At 40.9% G+C, this 23,015-nt stretch carries 20 protein-coding genes; 11 read left to right on the forward strand and 9 right to left on the reverse strand.

Annotated elements, in window-relative coordinates; translation table 11 throughout:
• The first annotated feature begins 203 nt into the window (after positions 1–203).
• Positions 204–1,514 (forward strand): iron-containing alcohol dehydrogenase, encoded by a 1,311-nt coding sequence (locus ACMHKH_RS04305; RefSeq protein WP_413519432.1) that lies wholly within the window; start codon positions 204–206, stop codon positions 1,512–1,514.
• Between the two features lie 142 nt (positions 1,515–1,656).
• On the opposite strand, the gene folE is transcribed toward ACMHKH_RS04305, so the two are convergent.
• Positions 1,657–2,253, reverse strand: a complete 597-nt coding sequence (folE, locus tag ACMHKH_RS04310; protein ID WP_413519433.1) for a GTP cyclohydrolase I FolE — start codon at positions 2,251–2,253, stop codon at positions 1,657–1,659.
• Positions 2,254–2,625: 372 nt separating this feature from the next.
• On the opposite strand from folE, the gene ACMHKH_RS04315 reads away from it, so the two are divergent.
• Together ACMHKH_RS04315 and ACMHKH_RS04320 are read left to right on the forward strand one after the other, a co-directional pair.
• Positions 2,626–3,432, forward strand: coding sequence for an enoyl-ACP reductase (locus ACMHKH_RS04315; RefSeq protein ID WP_413519434.1), 807 nt, complete (start codon positions 2,626–2,628; stop codon positions 3,430–3,432).
• Between the two features lie 111 nt (positions 3,433–3,543).
• Positions 3,544–4,242, forward strand: coding sequence for a YoaK family protein (locus tag ACMHKH_RS04320; protein ID WP_413519435.1), 699 nt, complete (start codon positions 3,544–3,546; stop codon positions 4,240–4,242).
• A gap of 53 nt (positions 4,243–4,295) precedes the next feature.
• Here ACMHKH_RS04320 and ACMHKH_RS04325 read toward each other — a convergent pair whose 3' ends face one another.
• The gene (locus ACMHKH_RS04325) at positions 4,296–4,457 is read right to left on the reverse strand and encodes a hypothetical protein (RefSeq protein WP_165767613.1); all 162 of its coding nucleotides are present in this window, start codon (positions 4,455–4,457) and stop codon (positions 4,296–4,298) included.
• A gap of 372 nt (positions 4,458–4,829) precedes the next feature.
• Between ACMHKH_RS04325 and ACMHKH_RS04330 the strand changes: the two genes are divergently transcribed.
• The 6 genes from ACMHKH_RS04330 (at position 4,830) to ACMHKH_RS04355 (ending at position 14,620) form a co-directional block, all read left to right on the forward strand.
• The gene (locus ACMHKH_RS04330) at positions 4,830–6,251 is read left to right on the forward strand and encodes an SLC13 family permease (protein WP_413519436.1); all 1,422 of its coding nucleotides are present in this window, start codon (positions 4,830–4,832) and stop codon (positions 6,249–6,251) included.
• Between the two features lie 225 nt (positions 6,252–6,476).
• Positions 6,477–7,496: an alpha/beta fold hydrolase gene (locus ACMHKH_RS04335; protein ID WP_413519437.1), complete on the forward strand. Its 1,020-nt coding sequence runs from the start codon at positions 6,477–6,479 to the stop codon at positions 7,494–7,496.
• Between the two features lie 38 nt (positions 7,497–7,534).
• On the forward strand, positions 7,535–8,281 hold the full coding sequence (locus ACMHKH_RS04340) for a metallophosphoesterase family protein (protein WP_413519494.1): 747 nt from the start codon (positions 7,535–7,537) through the stop codon (positions 8,279–8,281).
• Between the two features lie 97 nt (positions 8,282–8,378).
• Entirely contained in the window at positions 8,379–8,963 is a 585-nt protein-coding gene (locus tag ACMHKH_RS04345) for a DUF1543 domain-containing protein (protein WP_413519438.1), read from the forward strand.
• Between the two features lie 164 nt (positions 8,964–9,127).
• A complete protein-coding gene (hrpA, locus tag ACMHKH_RS04350; RefSeq protein WP_413519439.1) occupies positions 9,128–13,438 on the forward strand; it encodes an ATP-dependent RNA helicase HrpA in 4,311 nt (1,436 codons plus the stop codon).
• Between the two features lie 726 nt (positions 13,439–14,164).
• Complete coding sequence (locus tag ACMHKH_RS04355) at positions 14,165–14,620, forward strand: GlcG/HbpS family heme-binding protein (RefSeq protein WP_413519440.1); 456 nt, start codon at positions 14,165–14,167, stop codon at positions 14,618–14,620.
• Positions 14,621–14,767: 147 nt separating this feature from the next.
• Here the strand turns inward: ACMHKH_RS04355 and ACMHKH_RS04360 are convergent, their stop codons facing one another.
• Both ACMHKH_RS04360 and ACMHKH_RS04365 read right to left on the reverse strand, forming a co-directional pair.
• A complete protein-coding gene (locus tag ACMHKH_RS04360; RefSeq protein WP_413519441.1) occupies positions 14,768–16,177 on the reverse strand; it encodes an aspartate ammonia-lyase in 1,410 nt (469 codons plus the stop codon).
• A gap of 335 nt (positions 16,178–16,512) precedes the next feature.
• Entirely contained in the window at positions 16,513–16,848 is a 336-nt protein-coding gene (locus ACMHKH_RS04365) for a hypothetical protein (protein WP_413519442.1), read from the reverse strand.
• Positions 16,849–17,132: 284 nt separating this feature from the next.
• Between ACMHKH_RS04365 and ACMHKH_RS04370 the strand changes: the two genes are divergently transcribed.
• Positions 17,133–17,729: a class I SAM-dependent methyltransferase gene (locus tag ACMHKH_RS04370; protein ID WP_413519443.1), complete on the forward strand. Its 597-nt coding sequence runs from the start codon at positions 17,133–17,135 to the stop codon at positions 17,727–17,729.
• Positions 17,730–17,770: 41 nt separating this feature from the next.
• On the opposite strand, the gene ACMHKH_RS04375 is transcribed toward ACMHKH_RS04370, so the two are convergent.
• From ACMHKH_RS04375 to pnuC, 5 genes are all read right to left on the reverse strand, one after another.
• Positions 17,771–18,481, reverse strand: a complete 711-nt coding sequence (locus tag ACMHKH_RS04375) for a DMT family transporter (protein WP_413519444.1) — start codon at positions 18,479–18,481, stop codon at positions 17,771–17,773.
• A 345-nt stretch (positions 18,482–18,826) separates the two neighbouring features.
• Positions 18,827–19,429, reverse strand: coding sequence for a hypothetical protein (locus tag ACMHKH_RS04380; RefSeq protein WP_413519445.1), 603 nt, complete (start codon positions 19,427–19,429; stop codon positions 18,827–18,829).
• 1 nt (position 19,430) lies between these two features.
• Complete coding sequence (locus ACMHKH_RS04385) at positions 19,431–20,045, reverse strand: hypothetical protein (protein WP_413519446.1); 615 nt, start codon at positions 20,043–20,045, stop codon at positions 19,431–19,433.
• Positions 20,046–20,087: 42 nt separating this feature from the next.
• Complete coding sequence (locus ACMHKH_RS04390) at positions 20,088–20,687, reverse strand: AAA family ATPase (protein WP_413519447.1); 600 nt, start codon at positions 20,685–20,687, stop codon at positions 20,088–20,090.
• Complete coding sequence (gene pnuC / locus ACMHKH_RS04395) at positions 20,638–21,396, reverse strand: nicotinamide riboside transporter PnuC (protein ID WP_413519448.1); 759 nt, start codon at positions 21,394–21,396, stop codon at positions 20,638–20,640. The genes ACMHKH_RS04390 and pnuC overlap by 50 nt, the downstream gene beginning before the upstream one ends.
• Positions 21,397–21,732: 336 nt before the next feature.
• Between pnuC and ACMHKH_RS04400 the strand changes: the two genes are divergently transcribed.
• Entirely contained in the window at positions 21,733–22,878 is a 1,146-nt protein-coding gene (locus ACMHKH_RS04400; protein ID WP_413519449.1) for a beta-ketoacyl-ACP synthase III, read from the forward strand.
• The last annotated feature ends 137 nt before the right edge of the window (positions 22,879–23,015 follow it).

Raw genomic sequence — 23,015 nt, forward strand, 5'->3', positions numbered from 1 at the left:
TGGTTTAAGTGTTGTAAATAAGCAGAACATAGCAGTTCATAGTAATCATGACATCCTAAAAAAGACAATGCTACAATAAGTTAAACAGACGTTCACTTTAGTTAGATGCATAAATTTGTTGAATTTTTAATTAAAGAGCCGTTTAAATCGCTGCTTTAAATGATTGTTATTATTATTACCATCATTGAAAAGGATTTTTACCCATGAAAAAACGAAACAGTATTGCTAAATTAGTCAGTAATAACCCATTACAAAATGTCGGTTATTTGGCCGTTGCCAAAACTCGCGCCAAAGTACTAAAAGCATTCGCTTACGTTGTTCCAATTAGACGACCAATGCTATTCGTTGGTGAAACCTCTTGTGAAGAGCTATGTGATATGGCCATCAACGAAGGTAGCACCAATGTGTTTATCGTTACTGATGCCGTGCTCAATAAGCTTGGTATACCAGCCAAAGTGACCGATTATCTAGATAAAAAAAATATCAGCTACACTGTTTATGATGGTATTACACCTGACCCTACTTTTAAGGTTGTTGAAGAGGGGTTACGTAAATCTATCGATGCTAAGTGTGATTCGATCATAGCTATCGGTGGCGGCTCGGTAATTGATGCGGCTAAGATGATTGCCATGTCACAAGGAAATAACTGCAAGCCAAAACAGCTTATCGGTATTCTGAAAGCAAGAAAACCTTCAGCGCCGCTATATTGCATTCCTACTACTGCGGGCACGGGTTCAGAGGCGACGCTGGGGGCGGTCGTATCAGACGATAAAACACATCAAAAAGCCTTGTCTATCGACCCAAGAATGGTGCCATTAGCAGCGGCTATTGATCCTGTTATTATGAAAGGTATGCCTGCGCATATTACCGCTGACACCGGTATCGATGTCTTGACGCATGCATTAGAGGCGTGGATGAGTGCCAATGCCAGCGTTGAGACTGATTATTATGCAGCCTCTGCAACCAAATCTGTCATGCAATATCTGCCATTAGTTTATAAAGATGGCGGCAACCTGAAAGCCAGAGAAGAGATGGGTATTGCAGCGCACTACGGCGGGATTGCCTTTAACAAAGCTGGTCTTGGTTACGTCCATGCCATTGCCCACCAGTTAGGCGCGCACTATAGTATTCCTCATGGTCGCGCCAATGCCATCGTGCTGCCCTATGTTCTTGATGTCAACCATAAAGCGAGCAAAAAAAGATTGGCGGAGTTGGCTAGAAAAACGGGCATGGTAAAGGCAGGGCAAGCAAATAGTAGTGATAGCGATATCGCCGATCACCTAATCGCCCAAGTACGCGACTTGATTAAAGATTTAAATATTGATCCGACAGTCAAGGGTATGCAGAGTAGCGATTTTGATGCAATTGCCAAAGCTGCTGCAAAAGAAGTGAGCGATACTTATGCGGTACCAACGTATCTATCAGCATCTGAAATCAAAGATATTTTGACAAAGATTCAGCAGGTAAGTGAAGATTTTGCTAGTACTGACACTAAGAAAGATAAAGCCGCTTAATAAGGACTAAAAATGAAAGAGCACATTACTGATAAAGTAATGTGCTCTTTTTTATTAAGCCTGATAATAGCTGAAACTACAAAAAAGGACGCCTATTCATTAGGCGTCCTTTTTTATTCCTCTAATTTTTTTCTAACTAAAATTAAAAAGCGGGTTTACGTTTTGGCACAGCGTCCAAAAACTCATTGCGCGCTTGATTATCATGTACATACTCACCTAACATCGACATCGTGCGCGTCGTAGAGTGCTGCTTATTGACACCGCGCATCATCATACACATGTGAGCGGCATCCATGACGACTGCTACACCGCGGCAACCGGTTACATCCATAATAGTTTGCGCTATTTGCTCGCTTAAGTTTTCTTGAACTTGCAAGCGGCGAGCAAACATATCGACGATACGGGCGAATTTTGACAGTCCTAATACATGCCCATTCGGCAAATAGCCGATGTGCGCGACCCCATGAAAAGGCAACATATGATGTTCACATAATGAATAAAATTCAATATTTTGTACTAAGACCAACTCACGGTTGGTCGATGGAAACAAAGCGTCATTAACAACTTCATCTAGGCTTTGATGATACCCTTTAGTCAAATGCGCAAATGCTTTGGCGGCACGTATTGGCGTATCTTCAAGTCCTGGACGATGCAAGTCCTCACCTGTTGAGGCGATGAGCTGACGATAGGATTCAGTGCTTTCTTGATAATCTAGTGTTATCGTTGGGGTATTACTCATAAGTTTGGCAGCCATCCAAAATGTGGGTGTAGCTTAACGCTAAATCCTTAATTACAAGCAGTTACAAACAACGGTTGCAAAGGATTTTTATAAAAATTGTGCAAGCTTGGAAGGGTTGAGATTATACTTGAAGTGAGCTCAATTTCATACCGTTAACAAGCATGGCTCTCATCTCTATAAAATAAGGCTGTCTGAAGTATTGTATGTTAAGGACGTAGATAGTTAGCTTAAGGAATTTGATAAGACAGCTATAGTTTACGACTGTATACTTAAATTGATTCGTGTATAATAAAGCAACTTTTATATTTATAATTGCTATTTTTTATAAAAAAACTATCTTAACGAACGTTAATCGTTTAACAAGGAAATATTATGCTATTACAAGGACAACGCTTTGTCGTTACTGGCATCGCAAGTAAGCTCTCTATCGCTTGGGCGATCGCTGAAGCACTTCATCGCGAAGGGGCGTCTTTAATTCTGACTTATCCAAACGATAAAATAAAAAAACGTGTGGATATGGCAGCGGAAGCGTTTGAGGCAGATTTAGTCCTTGAGTGTGATGTCGCGTCAGATGAGTCGATTGCGGCTTGTTTTGAGCAAGTTAAAGCGCATTGGGGTGATGGCATTAACGGTGTGGTTCATGCGATTGGCTTTGCACCAATGGATCAGCTTGATGGTGATTTTGTCAACGCGACCACTCGTGAAGGCAGCAGCATTGCTCATGATATTTCAAGCTACAGCTTTGTGGCATTGGCAAAAGCGTCGCGTGAGTTGCTTGCAATGCGTCACGGTTCTATGCTGACGTTGACCTATGAAGGTAGTATTTCGGTATTGCCAAACTACAACGTCATGGGTATGGCAAAAGCCAGCCTTGAAGCCAGTGTTCGCTATCTTGCTACCTCTATGGGCGCTGAGGGCATTCGTGTTAATGCGATTTCGGCAGGTCCTATTCGTACGCTTGCAGCAAGTGGCATCAAGTCATTCCGTAAGATGCTTGATATTAGTGAAAAGATCGCACCGCTACAGCGCAATATTACACAAGCTGAAGTTGGCAATGCCGCGCTATTTTTACTATCGCCGTGGGCATCTGGCATCACAGGTGAGATTATGTTTGTCGATGCCGGTTTTAATACCGTCGCTATCAGCGAGCAGTTGATGATGCTCGATGAAGCAAAATAGGTTTGTTTTATAATCAATGATATGATTTGAGAAATAAGGAAGGCAGCCGATTGGCTGTCTTTTTTGGTTATACTATGGGCTTTTTTGCTAACAAGCCATTAGGCGGCGACTATGATAACCAGATTACCAAGATGGATATTTTGGGGCGGAGCAGTCCTTGCCTTTAGTGCCGGCTGCGTGAACACGGCAGCATTGATGGGCTTTACTAACTTATCAGTCTCACACGTAACGGGCAATGTGAGCTTATTTGCTGCTGCTATCGCTTATTTAGATTTTCGAAGTATTCTATTTATCGGTGCGATATTACTGTCATTTTTAGCAGGCGCAATCTTGAGTGGTTTCGTTATCGGTCAGCGGTCATTGAAGCTTGGTCGGCGTTATGGCAGTGCGCTTTATATCGAAGCGGCGTTGTTATTACTAAGTTACTGGTTATATCAGCAGCACGATTATCTAGGACAATTGGCAGCTGCTATGGCATGTGGATTACAGAATGCGATGGTAGCAACTTATAGTGGGGCAGTTATTCGAACCACGCACTTGACCGGCTTGACCTCAGATATGGGTGCTGCCATCGGTAATTGGCTAGCAGGTCGTCGTATCAGTAAGCCGACATTAGGGTTTCAAGCGATTATCTGGTACTGCTTTTGCGGTGGTAGTGCCGTAGGGGCTTTTTTATATGCCAGAGTAGGTTACGGTGCTTTGTTCTTACCTATTGCTATTGTATTGACTGCCGCCTTTGTCTATAACTATGCATCAGACAATCTGCCAGAAAAGAGACGGCCAAGAACAAAAAAGCGCCCATCGGTTTGATGAGCGCTTTTTTTGTTTGAGTTTTTATGTTCAAATAAATGTAAAACCGTATTTTATTTATCGTCTTCTTTATGATCTTCGTGTTCGTGCATACCTTGCATCATATCGAGAGCTGAGTCATCGGTACGCTGTTGGTCTTTTTTAGCAAGGCCATCTTGATTGATATCTTGTCTTGCCATCTTAGTCGTTGAGTCAGTCTTATTGTCATCTGCCATGAGAGGCTCCTATTTGTTTTTATTAACGTTCTTCACCAACTAAGTATGTGATACTGCTTATAAGTTGTACAGGGCAGATGTGGGCATGTTTAGTGACGGTGTGTAACTTTGTATCAGCCCGACTCATAGTTCTCTTGAACAGATTTAAAAGTATATTTCTACAGCCAATTGGTTTTGGATAAATGAGATGAAAACTATATTTCTAATATGGTTTTTATAATGCCTATATTGAAAATATTTTGGTGGATAATGTTTCTGCTATGATAGCGGCGTATTTTGGTAAGCACAGTTATAAAGCTATTATTCACTGTTGAAATACGTCTTTATATTTATAATTTTTAGCACCATCTTTGAGCAAAATAAGGACATTACATGTCAGAGAAAAAACTAGACAGCCATCTACCTGATGATGGCAATGAATATTTATTTACTGATACTTTTCCAAAGGGTACTGGTAAAGGGCTGATAGTTGTCGCCATTGCCGCCGTTATCAGTCTACTTATCTATAATGTATTGCCGTACGATATTAGTGCTAATAAAGGCCTCGCCATGTTGTTCTTTATCGGCGTGTTATGGTTGACTGAAGCGGTACATGTCACCATTACAGCGATATTGGTCGTTGTCATAGGCGCACTTATTGGTTTACCGGACTTCGATGCTGCAATCGGCTTACAAAGCTTTGCCAACCCCATCATTTATTTGTTCTTTGGTGGTTTCGCGCTAGCGGCGGCGTTGCATGTGCAGCAATTAGATAGAAAAATTGCGCTCAAGATTCTATCAATGTCAGGCGGCAATCTTAGAAACGCGGTATTCTTAATATTTGGGGTAACTGCATTTTTATCGATGTGGATATCGAATACGGCTACGGCGGCGATGATGCTGCCATTGGCGCTTGGTATTCTAACGCAGGTTGATCGTGAAAAAGACCGTGGCACTTTTGTATTCGTCCTATTAGGTATTGCTTATTCTGCCAGCCTTGGTGGTTTGGGTACGATTGTTGGTTCGCCGCCCAATGCTATTGCTGCCAAAGCGCTTGATATCGCTTTTGTCGATTGGATGAAGTTTGGTATTCCAATGATGCTAGTGCTGTTGCCATTATTACTAGGTGCGATGTATTTGTTCCTTAAGCCTAACTTGAATCGTCAGGTAACGCTTAACGAAGACGCGCCTATTGAATGGAACAAGCCACGTGTGCTGACGATTATCGTCTTTATCGTCACCGCATTGAGTTGGATACTCTCAAAACAAATCGGTGCAGCACTGAATGTCGATGATATTGACTCTATTGTCGCATTGTTAGCAGCATCAGCAGTGGTTAGCTTAGGTTTAGTGTCATGGAAGCAAGTGTCTGACAATACCGACTGGGGCGTACTCATGTTGTTCGGTGGTGGTATTGCACTATCAACCGTTCTAAAAGTATCAGGAGCATCTTTGGTTCTTGGTCAAACCGTTGCTAATGGACTAGCATCTGCACCGCTTATCATAGTCGTACTTGCAGTCTCAGCATTCATTATTTTCTTGACAGAATTTGCTTCTAATACTGCTTCTGCAGCCTTGTTAGTACCTGTCTTTGCTGCCATTGCTGAGCAAATGGGAATGCCACCTGCTGTATTAGTCATGATTATCGGTATCGGCGCTTCTTGTGCCTTTATGCTACCTGTCGCCACTCCGCCAAACGCGATTGTCTTTGGTACGGGTCTGATTAAGCAAACAGAGATGATACGGGTTGGTGTCATCCTTAATATCATTGCTACGTTCGTAGTGGGTTTATGGGCGTATTTTTTCTTACTGTAAAATAACAACAATAGTCATGGTAATAGGCGTATTGCCATTATTTATATAAAAAACCGATATCGAGATATAGCTGGATATCGGTTTTTTTATTAGGTGTGCTTATCTTGTACTTGTGAGTTAATAACAGATTAAAGTGATGCTTTTTTTTGCTGCTACTATGGACACGGTATCACTGATATTTAGCTATAAGAAATAACCACATGTAATTAAATGGATTTAATGAAAATGATGTCACGTTTAGTCAAAATCACTCTCTATGTTTTTCTCATTATCCTTGCCATACTAGCTGCTGTATTGGCTTTTTATTGGGCGCCTGATCGTAGTGTGGCTGAGCTCAAGCAATGGCAATTGCCTAACAGCGAGTTTATCGCTATTCAGGGAATGCAGGCTCATGTGCTGCAATCAGATAAGTGTGATGTTTATCGCAGTAGGGCGTCAATTGATCAAACGGTTAGCGCTGGACAGTCGCTACCTGAAGCTGTGGTTTTATTGCATGGAACATCCGCAAGTTTGCACACATGGCAAGGCTGGACGAAAGCGTTAAGTGATGAATATTGTGTCGTTAGCATGGATTTGCCCGGTTTTGGTTTAACGGGACCGTATACAGATGAGACGATCAAGTACAATAGTGCTAATTATGCCAAATTCGTTATACAAGTACTCGATAGTCTAAACTTGAAAAAAGTAACATTGGCAGGCAATTCTTTGGGAGGCAAAATCGCTTGGCGTACAGCAGCTTTATATCCAGACCGTATTGATAAGCTTATCTTAGTGGATGCCGTTGGCTATCCAGCGACGCCCAAACAGGTACCTATTGGGTTTAAGTTGGCAAAGTATTCGAGCTTAACACCTATCTTGAGTCGCGTACTGCCGCGAGATGTAGTCAAAAAAAGTGTGCTTAGTGTCTATGCTGATGACAGTAAAGTCGATGAGGCATTGATTGATCGATATTATGATTTAACGCTGCGCCAAGGTAACCGCCGCGCATTAAATCGTCGTCTGCAAGAGATGGATAATACCAGCGACCAAGCACAAATTAAGCAATTAGATTTGCCGACCTTAATTATTTGGGGCGCACAAGATGACCTTATTCCTGTTAAGAATACTGCACTTTTTCATAAGGATATTTCTAATAGCCAGCTCAAAATATTTAATGATTTAGGGCATGTGCCGCACGAAGAAGATCCGGTGGCAACAGTTAAAGTAGTAAAGCAGTTTTTGGCTGGTGAGCAAATAAATGAATAAGTTAGAAAGTAGACAGACCGATAACGACAATTGCGGCTATTTCCGACATTCACAGCAATATTTTCGCGCTTAAAGCGGTACTTGCGGATATGAAACATCGCAATGTCGATCAAATAATCAATCTTGGCGATATTCTATATGGACCGATTGCGCCTAAAGCCACTTATAAGCTGTTAATGACCTATCGCGACGATATCATTACTATTTGTGGTAATCAGGATAGGCAAATCTATGAGGCTACAACAATAGATATTCATAGTAACCAAACGCTGGCTTTTATTATCGAAGATTTACCGAAAGTGGCCATCAAATGGATGCAGAATTTGCCTTTTGACTATCATTTGGGTGAGGATATCTATCTGTGCCATGGATCGCCAACCGATGACATGGTGTATTTGTTAGAAGATATAGAAACTGGACAACCTCGGGTACGTAGTGACGCAGATATTTTGGCATTACTCAATGGTGTTGATAGTGCTGTTATTGTATGTGGTCACACTCATATCCCGCGCACAGTAAAGCTATCGACAGGACAAATTATTATCAATACGGGTAGTGTTGGTTATCCTGCCTATGAAGATGATTTGCCTATTGTCCATAAAATGCAGACTTATTGTCCTCATGCCAGCTATGCTCTGATTAGATACGTTGATACTGAGCAGGGTAAATGCTGGCAAAGTGAGCATATCAAAGTGCCTTACGATTATGAAGCAGCAGCTAAATTGGCTGTTAGAAATGGTCGTGAAGATTGGGCATTTGCATTAAGAACAGGTCGGGTATTGTGACTGTAAAGTAGGGTTAAAGGTTTTTTAGATGAAAGTAATAAAGCTTATTAAATTTAAGATTGACGGTATCTGTTTTATTTGATGAGGAATGTACAAAATGTTAACTCTGTATATGGTTCAACTCGGTGGTCGCCCGAAAGGTCGTTTGATTGAGCAGCATGATATTTTCTTTGGGATAGCCAATCAAGTGAGCGAGCTGGTAGATGATATCAATCACCATTGGCCTGAAGTCAAAAATAAGTGGCATGTTGATTCATACCGCGCGATTACTCAGGTTGATGATTATGCGATCAAATTGGTTGAATCAAACCACCAGCTAGAGAGTTATAACGACTTAAAGTTATTTTTTATTAACTTAGGTGGTTATCAGCAGGGCAGTTTTGAAGAACTTCATTACAAAATGCTGATTGTAGCGAGTAGTCAAGCTGAAGCCATCAAACAAGCAAAACAAAGTGAGTTTTATAAGCAATTCACGTTTAAAGATATATCATCACCTTTCAATGCCGCCTCACATATTGATGATAAGTTTGCGGTAGATATTGATGATATATATAACGTCAACGAGCTTATTTCAAACGTTAAGATTTTAATTGAATTGAATCCCAATTTAGACATTAAACAAGATAAAGAGTATGTCGGCTATTTGAGCATTAAGAATTTAAAAAAGTTGCTGTTAGAATAATATTTTAAATTTCTCCTTATCTACTTTATCAAACTTTCTTTTTAATGCTAATTTAGCAATCCAATGATTGCTAAGTATTATATGTCTTTCATGAGCAGCTTGAATCATAGCTACAATACCCCCATAATCTAAACACTTTCAAATAATAAATAGCCTAAGTAAATATGCCCGATACTCTAAAAAACAATCAAGAAAATACTCAACATATACAAGCTGAAAATCTAAACGCTGACGCAAACAATAAACCGCAAGAAAATACAGAGAGCCAAAATACGGTTTCTGTTGCGAATTTACCTGTGCTCGCAAAAGATGAGTATTATCTTGGCCGCCTTGAGCGTGAGCTGGCACGGGCATCATTATCTAACAAACCGACATCTAAAAAACCTACTACTAGTAAAAACTCTAATGTAGGTGCCAAACACGATGCCAAAAACGATGTTAAAAACAGTAATGATGTAGAGAAAAGACAGGCGCAATTTGAAAAGCTAAAAACCCGCTCACAGCAAGCAGTACAAGCGCGTATAGATAGTATTCCAGATAAACTGGCAGAGAAACTGAATCTTGATTTGCCAGTTAGCCAACGTGCCGACGATTTAATCCAAGCTATTATTGATAATCAAGTGATTATCGTTGCCGGTGAGACGGGCTCTGGTAAGACGACACAGTTGCCAAAGCTTGCAATGCTGGCAGGTCGTGGTATCACAGGACAGATAGGTCATACCCAACCAAGACGACTTGCAGCACGCAGTGTGGCAAACCGTATCGCTGAAGAATTGGGTGAGCAGCTTGGTAATACCGTCAGCTTTAAGATTCGTTTTAACGAGCAAGGGACTGCACAGTCAGTTGTTAAGCTGATGACTGATGGTATCTTGCTTGCTGAATTGGGACATGATCGTTTTTTAAGTAAATACGATACCATTATTATCGATGAAGCCCATGAGCGTAGTCTAAACATTGACTTTATCATGGGTTATCTTAAAAAACTACTGCCTAAGCGTCCCGATTTAAAAGTTATTATTACCTCAGCAACGCTGGATACTAAGCGCTTTAGCGAGTACTTTAGTCGCTATGATAATAAGCTAAAACACAACATACCTGCGCCTATCTTCAATGTTGAAGGTCGTAGCTTTCCGGTTGAAGTGCGTTATCGCCCATTGACAGATGAACCAGTAACCAGCTCGGATGATGACAGCTATGACGATTTTGAAGAAAACCTGCCACGTGCTGTCGTTGCAGCGGTAGAAGAATGCTTTAGCGATGCGCAGAATAAAGGTCATGCTGACCAAGCTGATATTTTGATATTTGCTGCCACTGAAGCGGAGATTCGTGAGACACAAGAAGTGCTTGAGCGTCATGGACCTAAGCATACCGAGGTGTTGCCGTTGTTTGCACGCCAAACCTATGAAGAGCAGCAGCGTATCTTCCAGCCTTCAGGTCGCGGTCGCCGCATTGTTATTGCCACCAACGTCGCCGAAACCGCATTAACTGTACCTGGTATTCGTTATGTGATTGATTTGGGCTTTGCTCGTATTTCACGCTATTCGTATCGCTCACGTGTGCAGCGTCTACCTATTGAAGCTATCTCGCAAGCGGCAGCCAATCAGCGTAAAGGTCGTTGTGGTCGTGTTGCCCCAGGTGTTTGTATTCGTCTCTATAGCGAGGAGGACTTTACTGGTCGTCCGGAGTTTACTGAACCTGAGATTTTACGAACCAACTTGGCCTCAGTTATTTTGCAAATGGCAAATCTGCGCTTAGGCAGCGTCGATGATTTTGCTTTTATTGAGCCACCTGACAGTCGTTTGGTCACTGATGGGCATAAATTGCTTAATGAATTAGGTGCAATTGTCGAAAAAGACGATCAAGCAGCTAGTCAGTCAAGTACTGCAACAAATAATAAAGCAAGCAATAAGCCAAAACCAAAGAAAGGTCTCGATCATTTACGTCTAACGCCTACTGGTCAAAAGATGGCACGTATGCCAATCGATCCAAGGCTGGCTCGTATGCTGGTAGCCGGTAGCGACTTTGATTGTATCCGTGAGATGCTGATTGTCGTTGCAGCGCTTGCCGTGCAAGATCCACGTGAGCGTCCAGCGAATAAGCGTACTCAAGCCGATCAAAAGCATGCAGAATTTCGCCAAGATGACTCTGATTTCTTATTTTACTTGACACTGTGGAAGGCTTTGTTTGAAAAGGATGAAGATGGTAATAAGTTGTCTGGCAATCAGCGTAAGCAATTCGCTAAGAAAAATTATCTTAGCTTTCCGCGTGTGCGTGAATGGCATCAGACTCATCGCCAGCTAGTGCAAATGGTGAACGAGCTTAATCTTACCGATGTGAGTGATAGCGGTGAAAATATTACCAATCATAGCGATCCTACTGTGATTGAAGATGAAGAACTTAAAGCGGTTAAATACGCCAATTTACACCGAGCTTTGTTAACAGGTTTATTGTCTATTATTGCCCATAAAACTGAAAATCGTGGTGAGTATCTTGCTGCCCGCCAGCAAAAAGCCAAAATATTCCCAGCCAGTACGGTATTTAAGCAAATACCGCCGTGGGTCATGGCATTTGAGATGGTCGAAACCTCGCAAGTCTTTATGCGTACGGTTGCCAAAATTGAACCAGAATGGATTATCTCAGCGGCTGGTAACTTATTAAAATATCACTACTTTGAGCCGCATTGGTCCAAAAAAACCGGTCGCGTTAAAGCTTACGCGCAGATTAGCTTATTTGGTCTGATTATTATCAGTAAGCAATTGACCAACTATGAGCAAGTCAATCTAAGCGAGTCGCGTGAGATATTTATCCGTGATGGTCTGGTTACTGGAAATTTAGGTAGACAAGCACCATTCTTACAGCATAATATGGATAAAATTGCTGACATTGAACGCATTGAAGATAAATTACGTCGCCGTGATTTATTGGTCGATGAAGAATCTTTGTATCAGTTTTATGATAAAAAAATCCCTGAGCATATAGCAAGCCGTAAAGCGTTTGAAGATTGGCGTGCCGAGATTGAAAAGACGGATACTCAGTATCTGTTCTTTACCGATGACGATGTGCTCAACAGCCAAGCACCGACCACAGGTGATTTCCCAGAAGTGTGGAAGCTTGGCGATTTAAAACTGCCATTACGCTACGTTTTTGATCCATCAAGCGACGACGATGGGGTAACCATTCGTGTGCCGCTTGTGGCGTTACCACAGCTTGATGCGATTGAGCTATTATGGGGTGTACCTGGTTGGCGTTTTGAGTTAGTATTACAGTTATTAAAATCGTTACCAAAAGATATTCGCCGTCAGATTGTGCCCATTCCTGATACTGCTGATAGCTTGTTCGATGAGTTGCAGCCTGCAGGTGGGCAAGGATTACTAAAACAACTTTGCCAAGCACTGCATCGCCGTGGCATTATGTCAGTGACCTCAGAGCATTTTAATCCTTCTAGTATTGACCGTTATCTACAACCCCAAATCTGTGTGGTTGATGACAAGAACCGCATCATTGAAAAAGGTCGCGACCTACAAACGCTACAGATTCGCCATGCCTCTGAAACCAGACAAGCAGTAAATGAGCAGCAAGGCGCACATACAGAATTCCCTGAACATTTTGCCTTTAGCAAAAACCACCATAGCGCAGGCGTAGTGATGAAGCAGTTTGCGGCTTTAGTCGCTGACGAGGCAGGTGAAGCCGTATCTATCCATCAGTACACTGATGTCAATGCAGCGTTGCAGGCGCACCGTATTGGGGTATTAACCCTAATCAAAACTAAGCTTGGCTCAAAGAAAAAACAGCTCACCAGCCAAGTCGATAAAATATTTAAACTGGCATTTGCACCGCTAGGTGATATGGAAAAGCTTAAAACCATCATTATAGATGCTACGTTAGATGCCGCTCTCGAAGAGCACTATGTGTTTTTTGATCACACGGCAGACATACCTGAAAGTGCAGATGATATTGCGATCGGGCTTAGCGAAGAGCTACCATTTACCCCTGAAGAATACCTGCAAACGCTCGATGTAGTACTGAGTAACTTCTTACTAATCGGTCAAACTGTCATCAAAACGCTCAAAAACGTCTATACGCGCTGGCAACGTATCCGCCAAAGCTTGTTGATGCTTGATCGAGAAATATTTGGCGAATCTATCGAAGATATCGAGGATCAGCTAGGTGATTTGCATTTAGCAGATTTCGTTTATCGCATGGATTATAGTCATTGGCAGCAATATCCACGCTATCTAGAAGCGCTAGAGATTCGTATCGAGCGTCTTGAGCACAATATTGAAGCCGACCTAGATGGTGTTTGTGCGCTTGATTTACATATGGAGCGGCTGGCAGGACGCGCTAATGACAAAGCCATTAGCGATTACCGCTGGATGGTTGAGGAGTATCGGATTCAGCTGTTTGCGCAACCAATGAAAACTCGTATGGCAGTATCACCTAAGCGTTTAGGTAAAATTTGGGATAAGCTGGCTTAGCTTAGGCGCTAGCGTAGACGTTATAATTTAATCAACGCTCAAACATTTTACAGTCATACTTTTAGTCTATGCTAGAAGTATGACAATTTTACTAGTTAGCCGTATTATCAAAGCGCTTATTCAGCAGCTCATTTAAACATCTTAGCTATTATCATACACTGGCTGTTAAGCTTATACCTTATAAGCCTTTTTAGAATACTTAATATCAAAGAAGTTGCTCTGAGGCATTGGCTTTTTATCGGTATTTTCAGCAAATATTGCCACGCTCGAACCAAAACATTTAGCATCTCCTAATCTACACTCGTCAGTCTATACTGACCCTGTATATACCTATAGAAGTAATTGCCGCATTAGTAATCGCACTATGAGGTCATAACACTGTAAAACTATACTTATATTTAACCATGCCCGTTCTTAAGCTCTATACTATTTAAGTAGTGGTTTTTTTAGAAGTAATATTTCTCTTTTACGTTGACATTGGTGTTTGACCATTTGTCATCGCTTACGTTGTCTGACGCCTTAACCGCACTTGTACAAGGTGTCGGCTTTATTATTATCGCCATAGTCCGTACTTTGCCGGATTTTTGCGCGAGTGAGCAGGTAGTTTTTAAGCCATTTGGCTAATTCACCTTATCACGTTGGTGATACGCTGATTATTATAAAGCGTGCACTTAACAGTTCTGCAAAGCTCATGAATTACTCATAAAACCAAATCAAGGATGGAAGATGGAAATTACAGCTATGGATAGCGTCTCTTGTGACGAAACACAGAATATAAAAATATCGTTATTGACAGGTGGGATGGCGCAAGATATCGTCAATGCTGCATTTATGGAGTCCAAAAGACACGGGCTGATGGTATCAGTAACGGTGGTCGATCGCTCTGGGCAAATAATGGCATTTTTAAGAGATCACGAAGCTGGCGTACATACTATTCGCTCAAGTTATAAAAAAGCCTATACGGCCAATTCGCAAAAAAGAGAAACAGCGGTTATCGGAAGAGGCGTTGCGGACGGCAGTATTCCCGCCGACATCAGATACCTTGATGAAAATATACTGATCATGCCGGGCGGTATTCCTATTTATATTAATGGTGTTGTAGTTGGTGGTATTGGGGTAGGCGGCGCACATGGTAATGAAGACGTGAGTATTGCTCGCGCAGGTTTACGAGTTTTAGAGTAAGTAAATAGGGTAAGTACTATGCACTAGTTTTTAAGGAGTGCGCAGGTATATCCTATAAAATTATTCTTTAATAATGTACGTATAAATAAAATAAAAAAAGGCTAGATTAGCAAATGCTAACCTAGCCTTTTTACGTTCAAAAACTCTCTAAGGCGTGAGTTTTACTTTTGGATACACCATGTTGGCAGGAGACAATAGGTTGTCTAACGTTTCTTTATCCATAAGGTTCTCTTCTAAAACGATGTCATAGACCCGACCACCGGTTTCTTGGGCTTTTCTTGCTACATAAGTTGACGACTCGTAACCCAGATATGGGTTTAAGGCAGTAACCAGCCCAATATTATTAAATACTTCAGTGTTACAAGCTTCATTATTCATCATCACGCCATCGATACAGCGGGTGGCAAACATCTCGCAAATATTAGCCATCATGCTCATGCCAGTAAATAGGTTGAAAGCAATAACCGGCTCGAATACGTTTAGTTGTAGCTGAGCATTTTCTGATGCCATCACGATAGCGCTATCAATACCCATCACATGAAAGCAGGCTTGATTGACCACTTCAGGAATAACAGGGTTAACTTTGCCCGGCATAATTGAGCTACCAGGCTGCATCTCTGGTAGGCGATACTGTGCCAAACCTGCGCGAGGACCAGAGGATTGTAAGCGTAAATCATGGGCAATTTTTGATAGACGTGCAGCGAAAAGACGTAAGTTACCAGATAAAGCGACATAGGCACTGGTATCTTGCGTGGCTTCAATCAAATCTTCAGCGATATAATAAGGTCTGCCTGTTAGCTCAGACAAGGTTTCAGCGACCTCTTCAGAATAGCCAGCAGGTGCATTTAAGCCCGTACCGATAGCCGTACCGCCCATATTAATCTCATGAAACAGTGCACGAGTTGACTCGATACGTACCATCTCTTTTTTGACCATCGTTGCAAAAGCATTGAACTCTTGACCTGCTGTCATTGGTACCGCATCTTGTAGATGGGTGCGACCCATTTTCAATTGATCGGCAAACTCGATGCTCTTATTGACGAGGCTTTGATGCAATATTGCCATCTTGTCTAATAGGCGCGTGCAATAATCGTCTAATGCAACATTTAACGCTGTTGGATAAGCGTCATTGGTCGACTGCGAAAGGTTAACATGATTGTTTGGATGGACATGCTGATATTGTCCTTTTTCATAGCCTAGTATCTCTAAAGCACGATTGGCAATGACCTCATTGACATTCATATTGGTTGAGGTGCCTGCGCCGCCTTGAAACATATCGACGATAAATTGATCATGATACTTATCAGCGATTAAGTCATCACACGCCGCGACGATTGCATCTTTAATAACATCGTTTAATACACCAACTTTATTATTAGCAATAGCTGCAGCTTTTTTGACAGTAGCAAAAGCACGAATAAAGGTTGAAAACTGATGTAAGCGCACACCACTAACGGTAAAGTTTTCAAAAGCACGTAGAGTTTGGATACCGTAATAAGCGTCAGCCGGCACATCACGATGGCCGAGTAAGTCGTATTCTTGGCGAGTAGTAGTCATTTAATAAAATTCCTTCAATAAAAAACCCTGATAAAAACGTCCATCGCCTGCGATATTTATAAAAACCCTGTTATCACTATTGCGATGCCGCATTAAATGAGCATTATAGACAACTTTTCAGCACAAACGCCTTATATTGTGTTTAATAATGAATATTTATTAGAAGGTCTATGATAAAACAGAAAGATAATACATAGCGAAATATGCGCCAAGGTAAATGCAGTGCGATTATTAGCTGACTTATAAAAACAAAAAGCAAAGACAATGCTAGCTTGTCTTTGCTTTTATAGGTGTACAGAAAAATCTTTTTTAAAGTAAGTTCTTTGAAATAGAAACTAAGGTTTAGCCCGAATATTTTCTGTCATGACACCCATAGCATAAAATACAAAGGCAATGAGCGTGAATGCTACAATGATAGGGGTAAAAACCCAAATGGTGATATTTATTAATAGTGAAGGCAACATCCCACTAAATAGGACGGTATGAGGCGAGATAGAGTCTGTCACCACATCAATCGCCCGCTTAGCAAACGGAAATAGTAGCGTGCTGACTGCTAAGATGTAATTATATTTGGCAAAATCAGGATTACTCGTTAGAACGATAGTGTAAAACCCTATTAAGAAGGCAGCACCCAACGCCCAACATTTGAGAGTGTAGCTTAAACGAATCATATCGCATCCTCCTGAAGTCTGCCTATGTTTTTCTAAGAACAGTAGAAAATTGACCATTTTTCATCAATATATTCTAAATTATGAATATAATATATATGTTATATTATGAATACGTACTACAAGTCAACAATTTTCTTTAATGGTATAAAAGCTTTTACTCTGTATCCTTAAGTATTGGATTTATATATAAAAATATTATATAAATATTTATAGTTAGCCTAAGTGAATAAATGATTTAAAATGGTTCTTATATCAAAAAGTAATGTACTAAAGAGGAAGTTAATATGTGGAACGAGCGTTATGATGAAGCGGAGTATATCTTTGGTACAGAGCCTAATGATTTTCTGAGAGAGACATTTGAGAACATAAAGGCAGGTGGCACGGTATTATGTCTGGCAGAAGGCGAGGGTAGAAACGCGGTATTTTTAGCTGAGCAAGGTTATAAAGTCACCGCTATTGATTTATCTGAAGTCGGTCTAAAAAAAGCATTGAAATTAGCGTATGATAAAGAGGTTGATATCAAGGTTGAAGTTGCAGATTTATCTGACTATCAGTTTGGCGAGGCACAGTGGGATGGTATCGTTTCGATTCGGGCACATTTACCTGAATCTGTTCGTCAGCACGTTCACGCGCAGATTACATCTGCTTTAAAGCCTGATGGTGTCTTTATTCTAGAGGCTTACACTGAAAAGCAGCTAACCATGGCAGCAGTGGGTGGTCCACCAGCCACGCAAAAAGAGCGCTTTGGGTCATTGGCTGTCCTGCGTACGGAGCTTGTAGAGCTAGATGAGGTAATTGGTATTGAAAAGTCGCGTATGATTTCAGAAGGTAAGCGCCATCAAGGTTTGAGCGCAGTTGTGCAATTTATAGGAAAAAAATGAAAGCAAAGTGTAAAGACTGAGCTTTGAGTTGATGTTGCTGATTAAATTAAAGCTTTTGGCGTTTTTTTATTCAACACAAATACTAGTACTGCACCCAAAATAACAGCGCTTGTTACAACGAATTGCATGGTCAATTGCTCAGATAAAAACACTACACCCAATATTGCAGCAAGTACAGGCACACAAAGCTGTACAACGGCGGCCTGCGTATTTTTTAATAAAGGCATTGCCATATACCAGATACTGTAGCCGATACCAGAAGCAACGGCTCCTGATGCACACGCGAGCCATATCCCTTCTATGGTGATGCTGTCTATATCAATGAGAGCCACGCCTAAACTGCCTCGACATATAAAACCAATACCTATCAATATCGGTATGGCTACTAGGCTTCTTATAAAATTATAACCCGTGGCTCGCAGCGATGACAGGCAAGTTTTACCGCGTATACTATAGATACCCCATGACACGCCGCTGATTGCCATCAGTATCGCAGCGGGTAATGAAGGCATCGAGACCGAAGGTCGCATCAAATATACAAACCCTGCGATAGCGATAATAAAGGCAGTCCATTGCATAGTGTTTAAGGTCTCCTTTTTATAAATACCCCAACCAATCATAGTGAGCTGCACCGCTGAAAATAAAATCAGCGCCCCAGTGCCAGTCTCGAGCTCTACATAAGCAATCGAAAAACACAGCGCATAAATAGCTAAGCTTATACTACTTAGCCAACTGCCTTTTTCATTTAACATTCTGTCATTGAAGGGATGCTTAAGTTTTGATGCGCGATGTCGTAAGTAATAGGACTGTGACGCCACGATTATAGCCAAGCAGATAGCAGCGCTTGATAGGCGAACGATCGTGAAACTCAAAGCGTCTATGTAACCTTCTGCTAATGCCATCCTACAAAGCAGAGAGTTTGCCGCAAACGCTATTAACGCAATGAGAGTATAAAGGGTGACTTTCAAAAATAATTCCTAGGAGGATTAAAAGAGAAGGAAATAACAGTCAGTATTAATATCATTGATATGCTGCACAGCATTGGATGGAGGAAAGTGACAGTGCTACCAACTTTTCTTAACATGGAGACGATAGCACTACTTCTCCTTTTTAACTGCTAATACAGGTTGGCTCTCGTCCCAAAGATTCAATTCTATGGCATAAGGCGTCTTGATATTCACGTCATACTCTGACATCAAAGCATTCAAAATCGCTCCTGATCTTTTGACTTTGCCGATGGTGTTGTCGGTCGTCTTTACTACTTGCATAGAACTATAACCTTTAAAGACATTACCAGTAGTGCTTAAGCATATAAGCGTTTGTTCTGTATTATTAAAGCCATAGTCTGAGTGTCCGATATTATTGATAACTTGACAGCCTGTGAATTCAGTTTTCTGATTGGGTATTTCCCATCCTTTAGGGTAAGAAAAGACAATGAGTTTATTATTTTTCTCTTCAATAACTACTCTGTCTATATGAAAGACATTATTGTCCCAAGATTCCTCGACTTTATATTCCCCTAAAAAAGCTTTATAACTTCCTGATAGTTCTTCATTTACTTTTAATTTACCAAAGGCAACAGAGGTATGAGTGGACTGCTGTTTATTCATAAGGTAAGACGCTTTGATGCCTGCATCTGACATACAAGAGGTCAGTAGTAGCGGCAATGGAAGTAAAAGTAACGGTAATAGTTTTTGCATATTATTGCTCCCAATATTCAGTCATCAAGGTGTTAATTTCTAAAACGTCATCTTTAGTCAGTGCTATGGTTCTATTGGCCATCAAGCCAAGCATGGCGCTATCTCTAGCGTTAGAGACCAAAATAGGTTGGTTAGAGGATTTTTCGATATCAACATACCAATCTGGCTGGTCTTTTGGTACGGTCGAAGACTGAGATTTTAATGCAGCAATTCTTTGGTTAAACGTTTGGTAGCCTTGCTGGGTCGTTGAATGAGATGAAGCGGTTGAGCTGATAAATAACTGAAATATTTGTTGCTGGCTTTGGTTGTGGTAATAAGAGCCATATTTTATATCTTGTCTGTAAGTTGGCGTATATAGCCTTACCAACCTTTCTCCACTTGATACATTGGTACAGCCGATTACTTTAACTTCTTCAAATGCCGTATGAGGAGCATATCTTTTAATATAATAGGGATCATTCTTATTAAATAGATGGCTATTTTTATCAAAACCATTTACTTCTATAACTCCTAGACCAGTACAATCCATAACACTTTGAGTATTTATTTTAGGAGTACTAGCACAAGAACTCAGTAAAAAAACACTAGTAACCAGAGTTAATATTTTATATTTCATATAATTACTCAATAATTGATTAAAAATAGCCTAAGTAAAAAATTAATCTAAACTCAAATTCAATATCAATTCAGCCACTTCAACAACGCGCACTCCTCTACTACCAGAGACTATGTGAAACGCTTTATTATGAATCGTCAACTGATGAGCAAAATAAGCACTGATTTCTTCACGCTGATGCGGGCTATCACGTAAGTCGTCAGCGACCCACGGGGTATCAATGTCGGTTAGTAATATCAAGTCATAATGATGTGTTAATGCAGCTTTCGTTAACGCGTCAGGGCAATCGCCGTAATACCAGTTAGAATAGACCATTAACTCAAACAAACTGGTATCACAAAACAAATAATGGCTATTATCTCGCGTTTGAGTGGCTTGCTCAGCGAGTTTGTTTTCTAACTCAATCTGACCTTGCGCAATCGGTAGTAAATCATCCCATGTACAGGTTAGTTGCTCATTATCCCATTTGGCTTGCAAGTAAGTACGCATATACTCTGGCACCCAAGGACAGCCAAAATGGACAGCCAAGTCACGGCATAAAGTGGTCTTACCCGTACTTTCTGCCCCTAAAACGGCGACCTTGATGACAGATTTAGGCGTATGCTGGGTGAGATTGAACGCGGTAACGTCGTTGCCATTCATAATAAGCCCAAATTGCGATAAGAGTGAAGACTACGTATTGTAGTGACGTAAAGGTGAGACCTTTATAAAAGTAGAGCGGTACTGAGATAGCATCAGCAACAATCCATAGTAGCCAATGCTCAATCTTACGCCGTGCCATCAGCCACATTGCCATTAAGAACAGCGCAGTAGTTAACATGTCCGTATAGTCGACCCAAGTAAATAAATGCACACCAAGCTCAGTGCCTTCAAAGCTGAATTGGTTGTTAATGACTGGTCTAAAGTAATAAATCAGTGCCACAAAAGCTGTGGTCACTGTGGCTAATAACGCCAATATTGGTACGTCTTTTTTATTTAGATGCTCTACTTCAATCAGGTTATGGATAATGCTATCAATGTGACCTTGGTTTTGATTATTCTGCTGAGCGTTCGGATTGATATGATCTTGTTGCTTGGCTTGCTCTTTATTCTTTGACCAATTGATCCAGCCATAAATACTCATAATAGTATAATAAGCATTGATAAACATATCACCAAATAATTGCCATTTCCACAATAGGTAGACAAATATGGCGGTGCTGACCAAGCCAATAGGGAACACCAGAATATTGGTCTTGCTGGCGAGCATGACGCTTGCTACCCCAAAAATAACCGCAATTAGCTCTAAAGCAATAAATAAGCTTGGATAGTCAGCATATTGACCAAATAACCCATTCAAAAGTTCCATCATTGAGATTCCAAAATAGACAAGATATTCGATATTTATTAATGATTGCTTAAAAAACCGACGTATGACGTAGCAGTAGTGTATACAAATAAAACAGCCTACTAATGCCAGTAAATGCTGCTGATTATAGCGCAGCTGTTATAAAATAAGACCAATCTTTATCCATTCTCGTCAAGAAGCTGATTATTTGTAACAAAGCATTAGAAAAATAATAATATTCAGGCATAATAAAGGCACTTATTTTAAGTTTACAGTCATTCACCCAAAATTAGACGACTGTTGTTTTACTTCACCTTATGCTTATTTCAAGCACCATAGTAGTAGACAAGGAAGCGTATCATGACGACTTGTATCACAGGCACTGGCCTATATATCCCGCCTTTTAGCATCAGTAATGAAGAGCTAGTAGAGTCTTTTAATCAGTATGTTGATAATTATAATACAGAGCACGCAGCTGACATTGAAGCAGGAACGGTTACGGCACTTCAGCCTTCATCAGCAGAATTTATCGAAAAAGTATCCGGTATCAAATCACGCTATGTGATGGAAAAAGAGGGTATCTTAAACCCTGACATCATGGCACCTGTTATCGCTTATCGTAACTTAGGCGAAGAGCTGTCTATCATGGCAGAAATGGGTACCGCCGCATTGCAAGATGCTTTGGCTGATGCTGGTCTTGAAGCCAATGACTTGGACGGTATTATTCTTGCCTGCTCAAGCTTTCAGCGCACTTACCCTGCCGTTGCCATCGAAATTCAAAATGCAATTGGTATGGTTGGCGGCTTTGCTTATGATATGAACGTGGCTTGTAGTGCCGCCACTTTTGGTCTATCACAAGCGCATGGTTCTATCGTCTCAGGTCTTGCCAAGCGCGTCGCTGTGGTCAACGTTGAGATTACTTCAGCGCATCTTAACTGGCGTAACCGCGACAGCCACTTTATTTTTGGTGATGCTGCCACTGCTTGTATCGTAGAAAATCTCGACACGCCAAAAGGCTATGAGATTCTAAACTCTAAACTATTTACTCAATTTTCGACCAATATTACTAATGAATATGGGTTTATGGATCGATCAGAGTATTTAGCAGCGCAAACAGAGATGTATCCTGACATCAAAGAGCCTGTAACTCCCAAGCTATTTTTACAAAATGGTCGTAAAGTATTCCGTGAAGTTTGTCCAAAAGTGTCAGAGGTTATCACTGAGCATTTACAAGAAAATAATATCCCAACCTCTGATGTAAAAATGATGTGGCTACATCAAGCCAATGCCAATATGCTGGACTTGATCTTGCGTACGGTCATTGGTAAAGAAGCAGATAAAGCGATTGTACCGAGTGTGATTGCTGAATTTGCTAATACCAGCTCAGCGAGTCCGATGATTGTCTTCCATCGATATAAAGATGAGCTAGCATCCGGTGATTTGGGTGTGATTTGCTCATTTGGCGCCGGTTACTCTATTGGATCGGTATTGGTTCGTAAGGTTTAGTTATTAATCTTAAGTTTTAATTGTCATCAAAATAGCCAAGAATATTCTTGGCTATTTTTTATTTAAAATTTAACTAGCGATTGTTCTGTAGTCAAATTATCTAAAAAAACATGAATATTGCGGCAGCAGCAGAAAAT

This window comes from Psychrobacter glacincola, assembly GCF_965118485.1.
Classification (GTDB): domain Bacteria; phylum Pseudomonadota; class Gammaproteobacteria; order Pseudomonadales; family Moraxellaceae; genus Psychrobacter; species Psychrobacter glacincola_D.

Coding starts and splice junctions, on each gene's coding strand:
- ACMHKH_RS04360 (WP_413519441.1), bottom strand. CDS start 16,177: ATGACTACTACTCGCCAAGAATACGACTTACTCGGCCATCGTGATGTG.
- ACMHKH_RS04370 (WP_413519443.1), top strand. CDS start 17,133: ATGTGGAACGAGCGTTATGATGAAGCGGAGTATATCTTTGGTACAGAG.
- ACMHKH_RS04320 (WP_413519435.1), top strand. CDS start 3,544: ATGATAACCAGATTACCAAGATGGATATTTTGGGGCGGAGCAGTCCTT.
- ACMHKH_RS04390 (WP_413519447.1), bottom strand. CDS start 20,687: ATGAATGGCAACGACGTTACCGCGTTCAATCTCACCCAGCATACGCCT.
- ACMHKH_RS04325 (WP_165767613.1), bottom strand. CDS start 4,457: ATGGCAGATGACAATAAGACTGACTCAACGACTAAGATGGCAAGACAA.
- ACMHKH_RS04315 (WP_413519434.1), top strand. CDS start 2,626: ATGCTATTACAAGGACAACGCTTTGTCGTTACTGGCATCGCAAGTAAG.
- pnuC (WP_413519448.1), bottom strand. CDS start 21,396: ATGATGGAACTTTTGAATGGGTTATTTGGTCAATATGCTGACTATCCA.
- ACMHKH_RS04385 (WP_413519446.1), bottom strand. CDS start 20,045: ATGAAATATAAAATATTAACTCTGGTTACTAGTGTTTTTTTACTGAGT.
- ACMHKH_RS04380 (WP_413519445.1), bottom strand. CDS start 19,429: ATGCAAAAACTATTACCGTTACTTTTACTTCCATTGCCGCTACTACTG.
- ACMHKH_RS04365 (WP_413519442.1), bottom strand. CDS start 16,848: ATGATTCGTTTAAGCTACACTCTCAAATGTTGGGCGTTGGGTGCTGCC.
- folE (WP_413519433.1), bottom strand. CDS start 2,253: ATGAGTAATACCCCAACGATAACACTAGATTATCAAGAAAGCACTGAA.
- ACMHKH_RS04345 (WP_413519438.1), top strand. CDS start 8,379: ATGTTAACTCTGTATATGGTTCAACTCGGTGGTCGCCCGAAAGGTCGT.
- ACMHKH_RS04335 (WP_413519437.1), top strand. CDS start 6,477: ATGATGTCACGTTTAGTCAAAATCACTCTCTATGTTTTTCTCATTATC.
- ACMHKH_RS04330 (WP_413519436.1), top strand. CDS start 4,830: ATGTCAGAGAAAAAACTAGACAGCCATCTACCTGATGATGGCAATGAA.
- ACMHKH_RS04355 (WP_413519440.1), top strand. CDS start 14,165: ATGGAAATTACAGCTATGGATAGCGTCTCTTGTGACGAAACACAGAAT.
- ACMHKH_RS04305 (WP_413519432.1), top strand. CDS start 204: ATGAAAAAACGAAACAGTATTGCTAAATTAGTCAGTAATAACCCATTA.
- ACMHKH_RS04400 (WP_413519449.1), top strand. CDS start 21,733: ATGACGACTTGTATCACAGGCACTGGCCTATATATCCCGCCTTTTAGC.
- hrpA (WP_413519439.1), top strand. CDS start 9,128: ATGCCCGATACTCTAAAAAACAATCAAGAAAATACTCAACATATACAA.
- ACMHKH_RS04375 (WP_413519444.1), bottom strand. CDS start 18,481: ATGTTAAATGAAAAAGGCAGTTGGCTAAGTAGTATAAGCTTAGCTATT.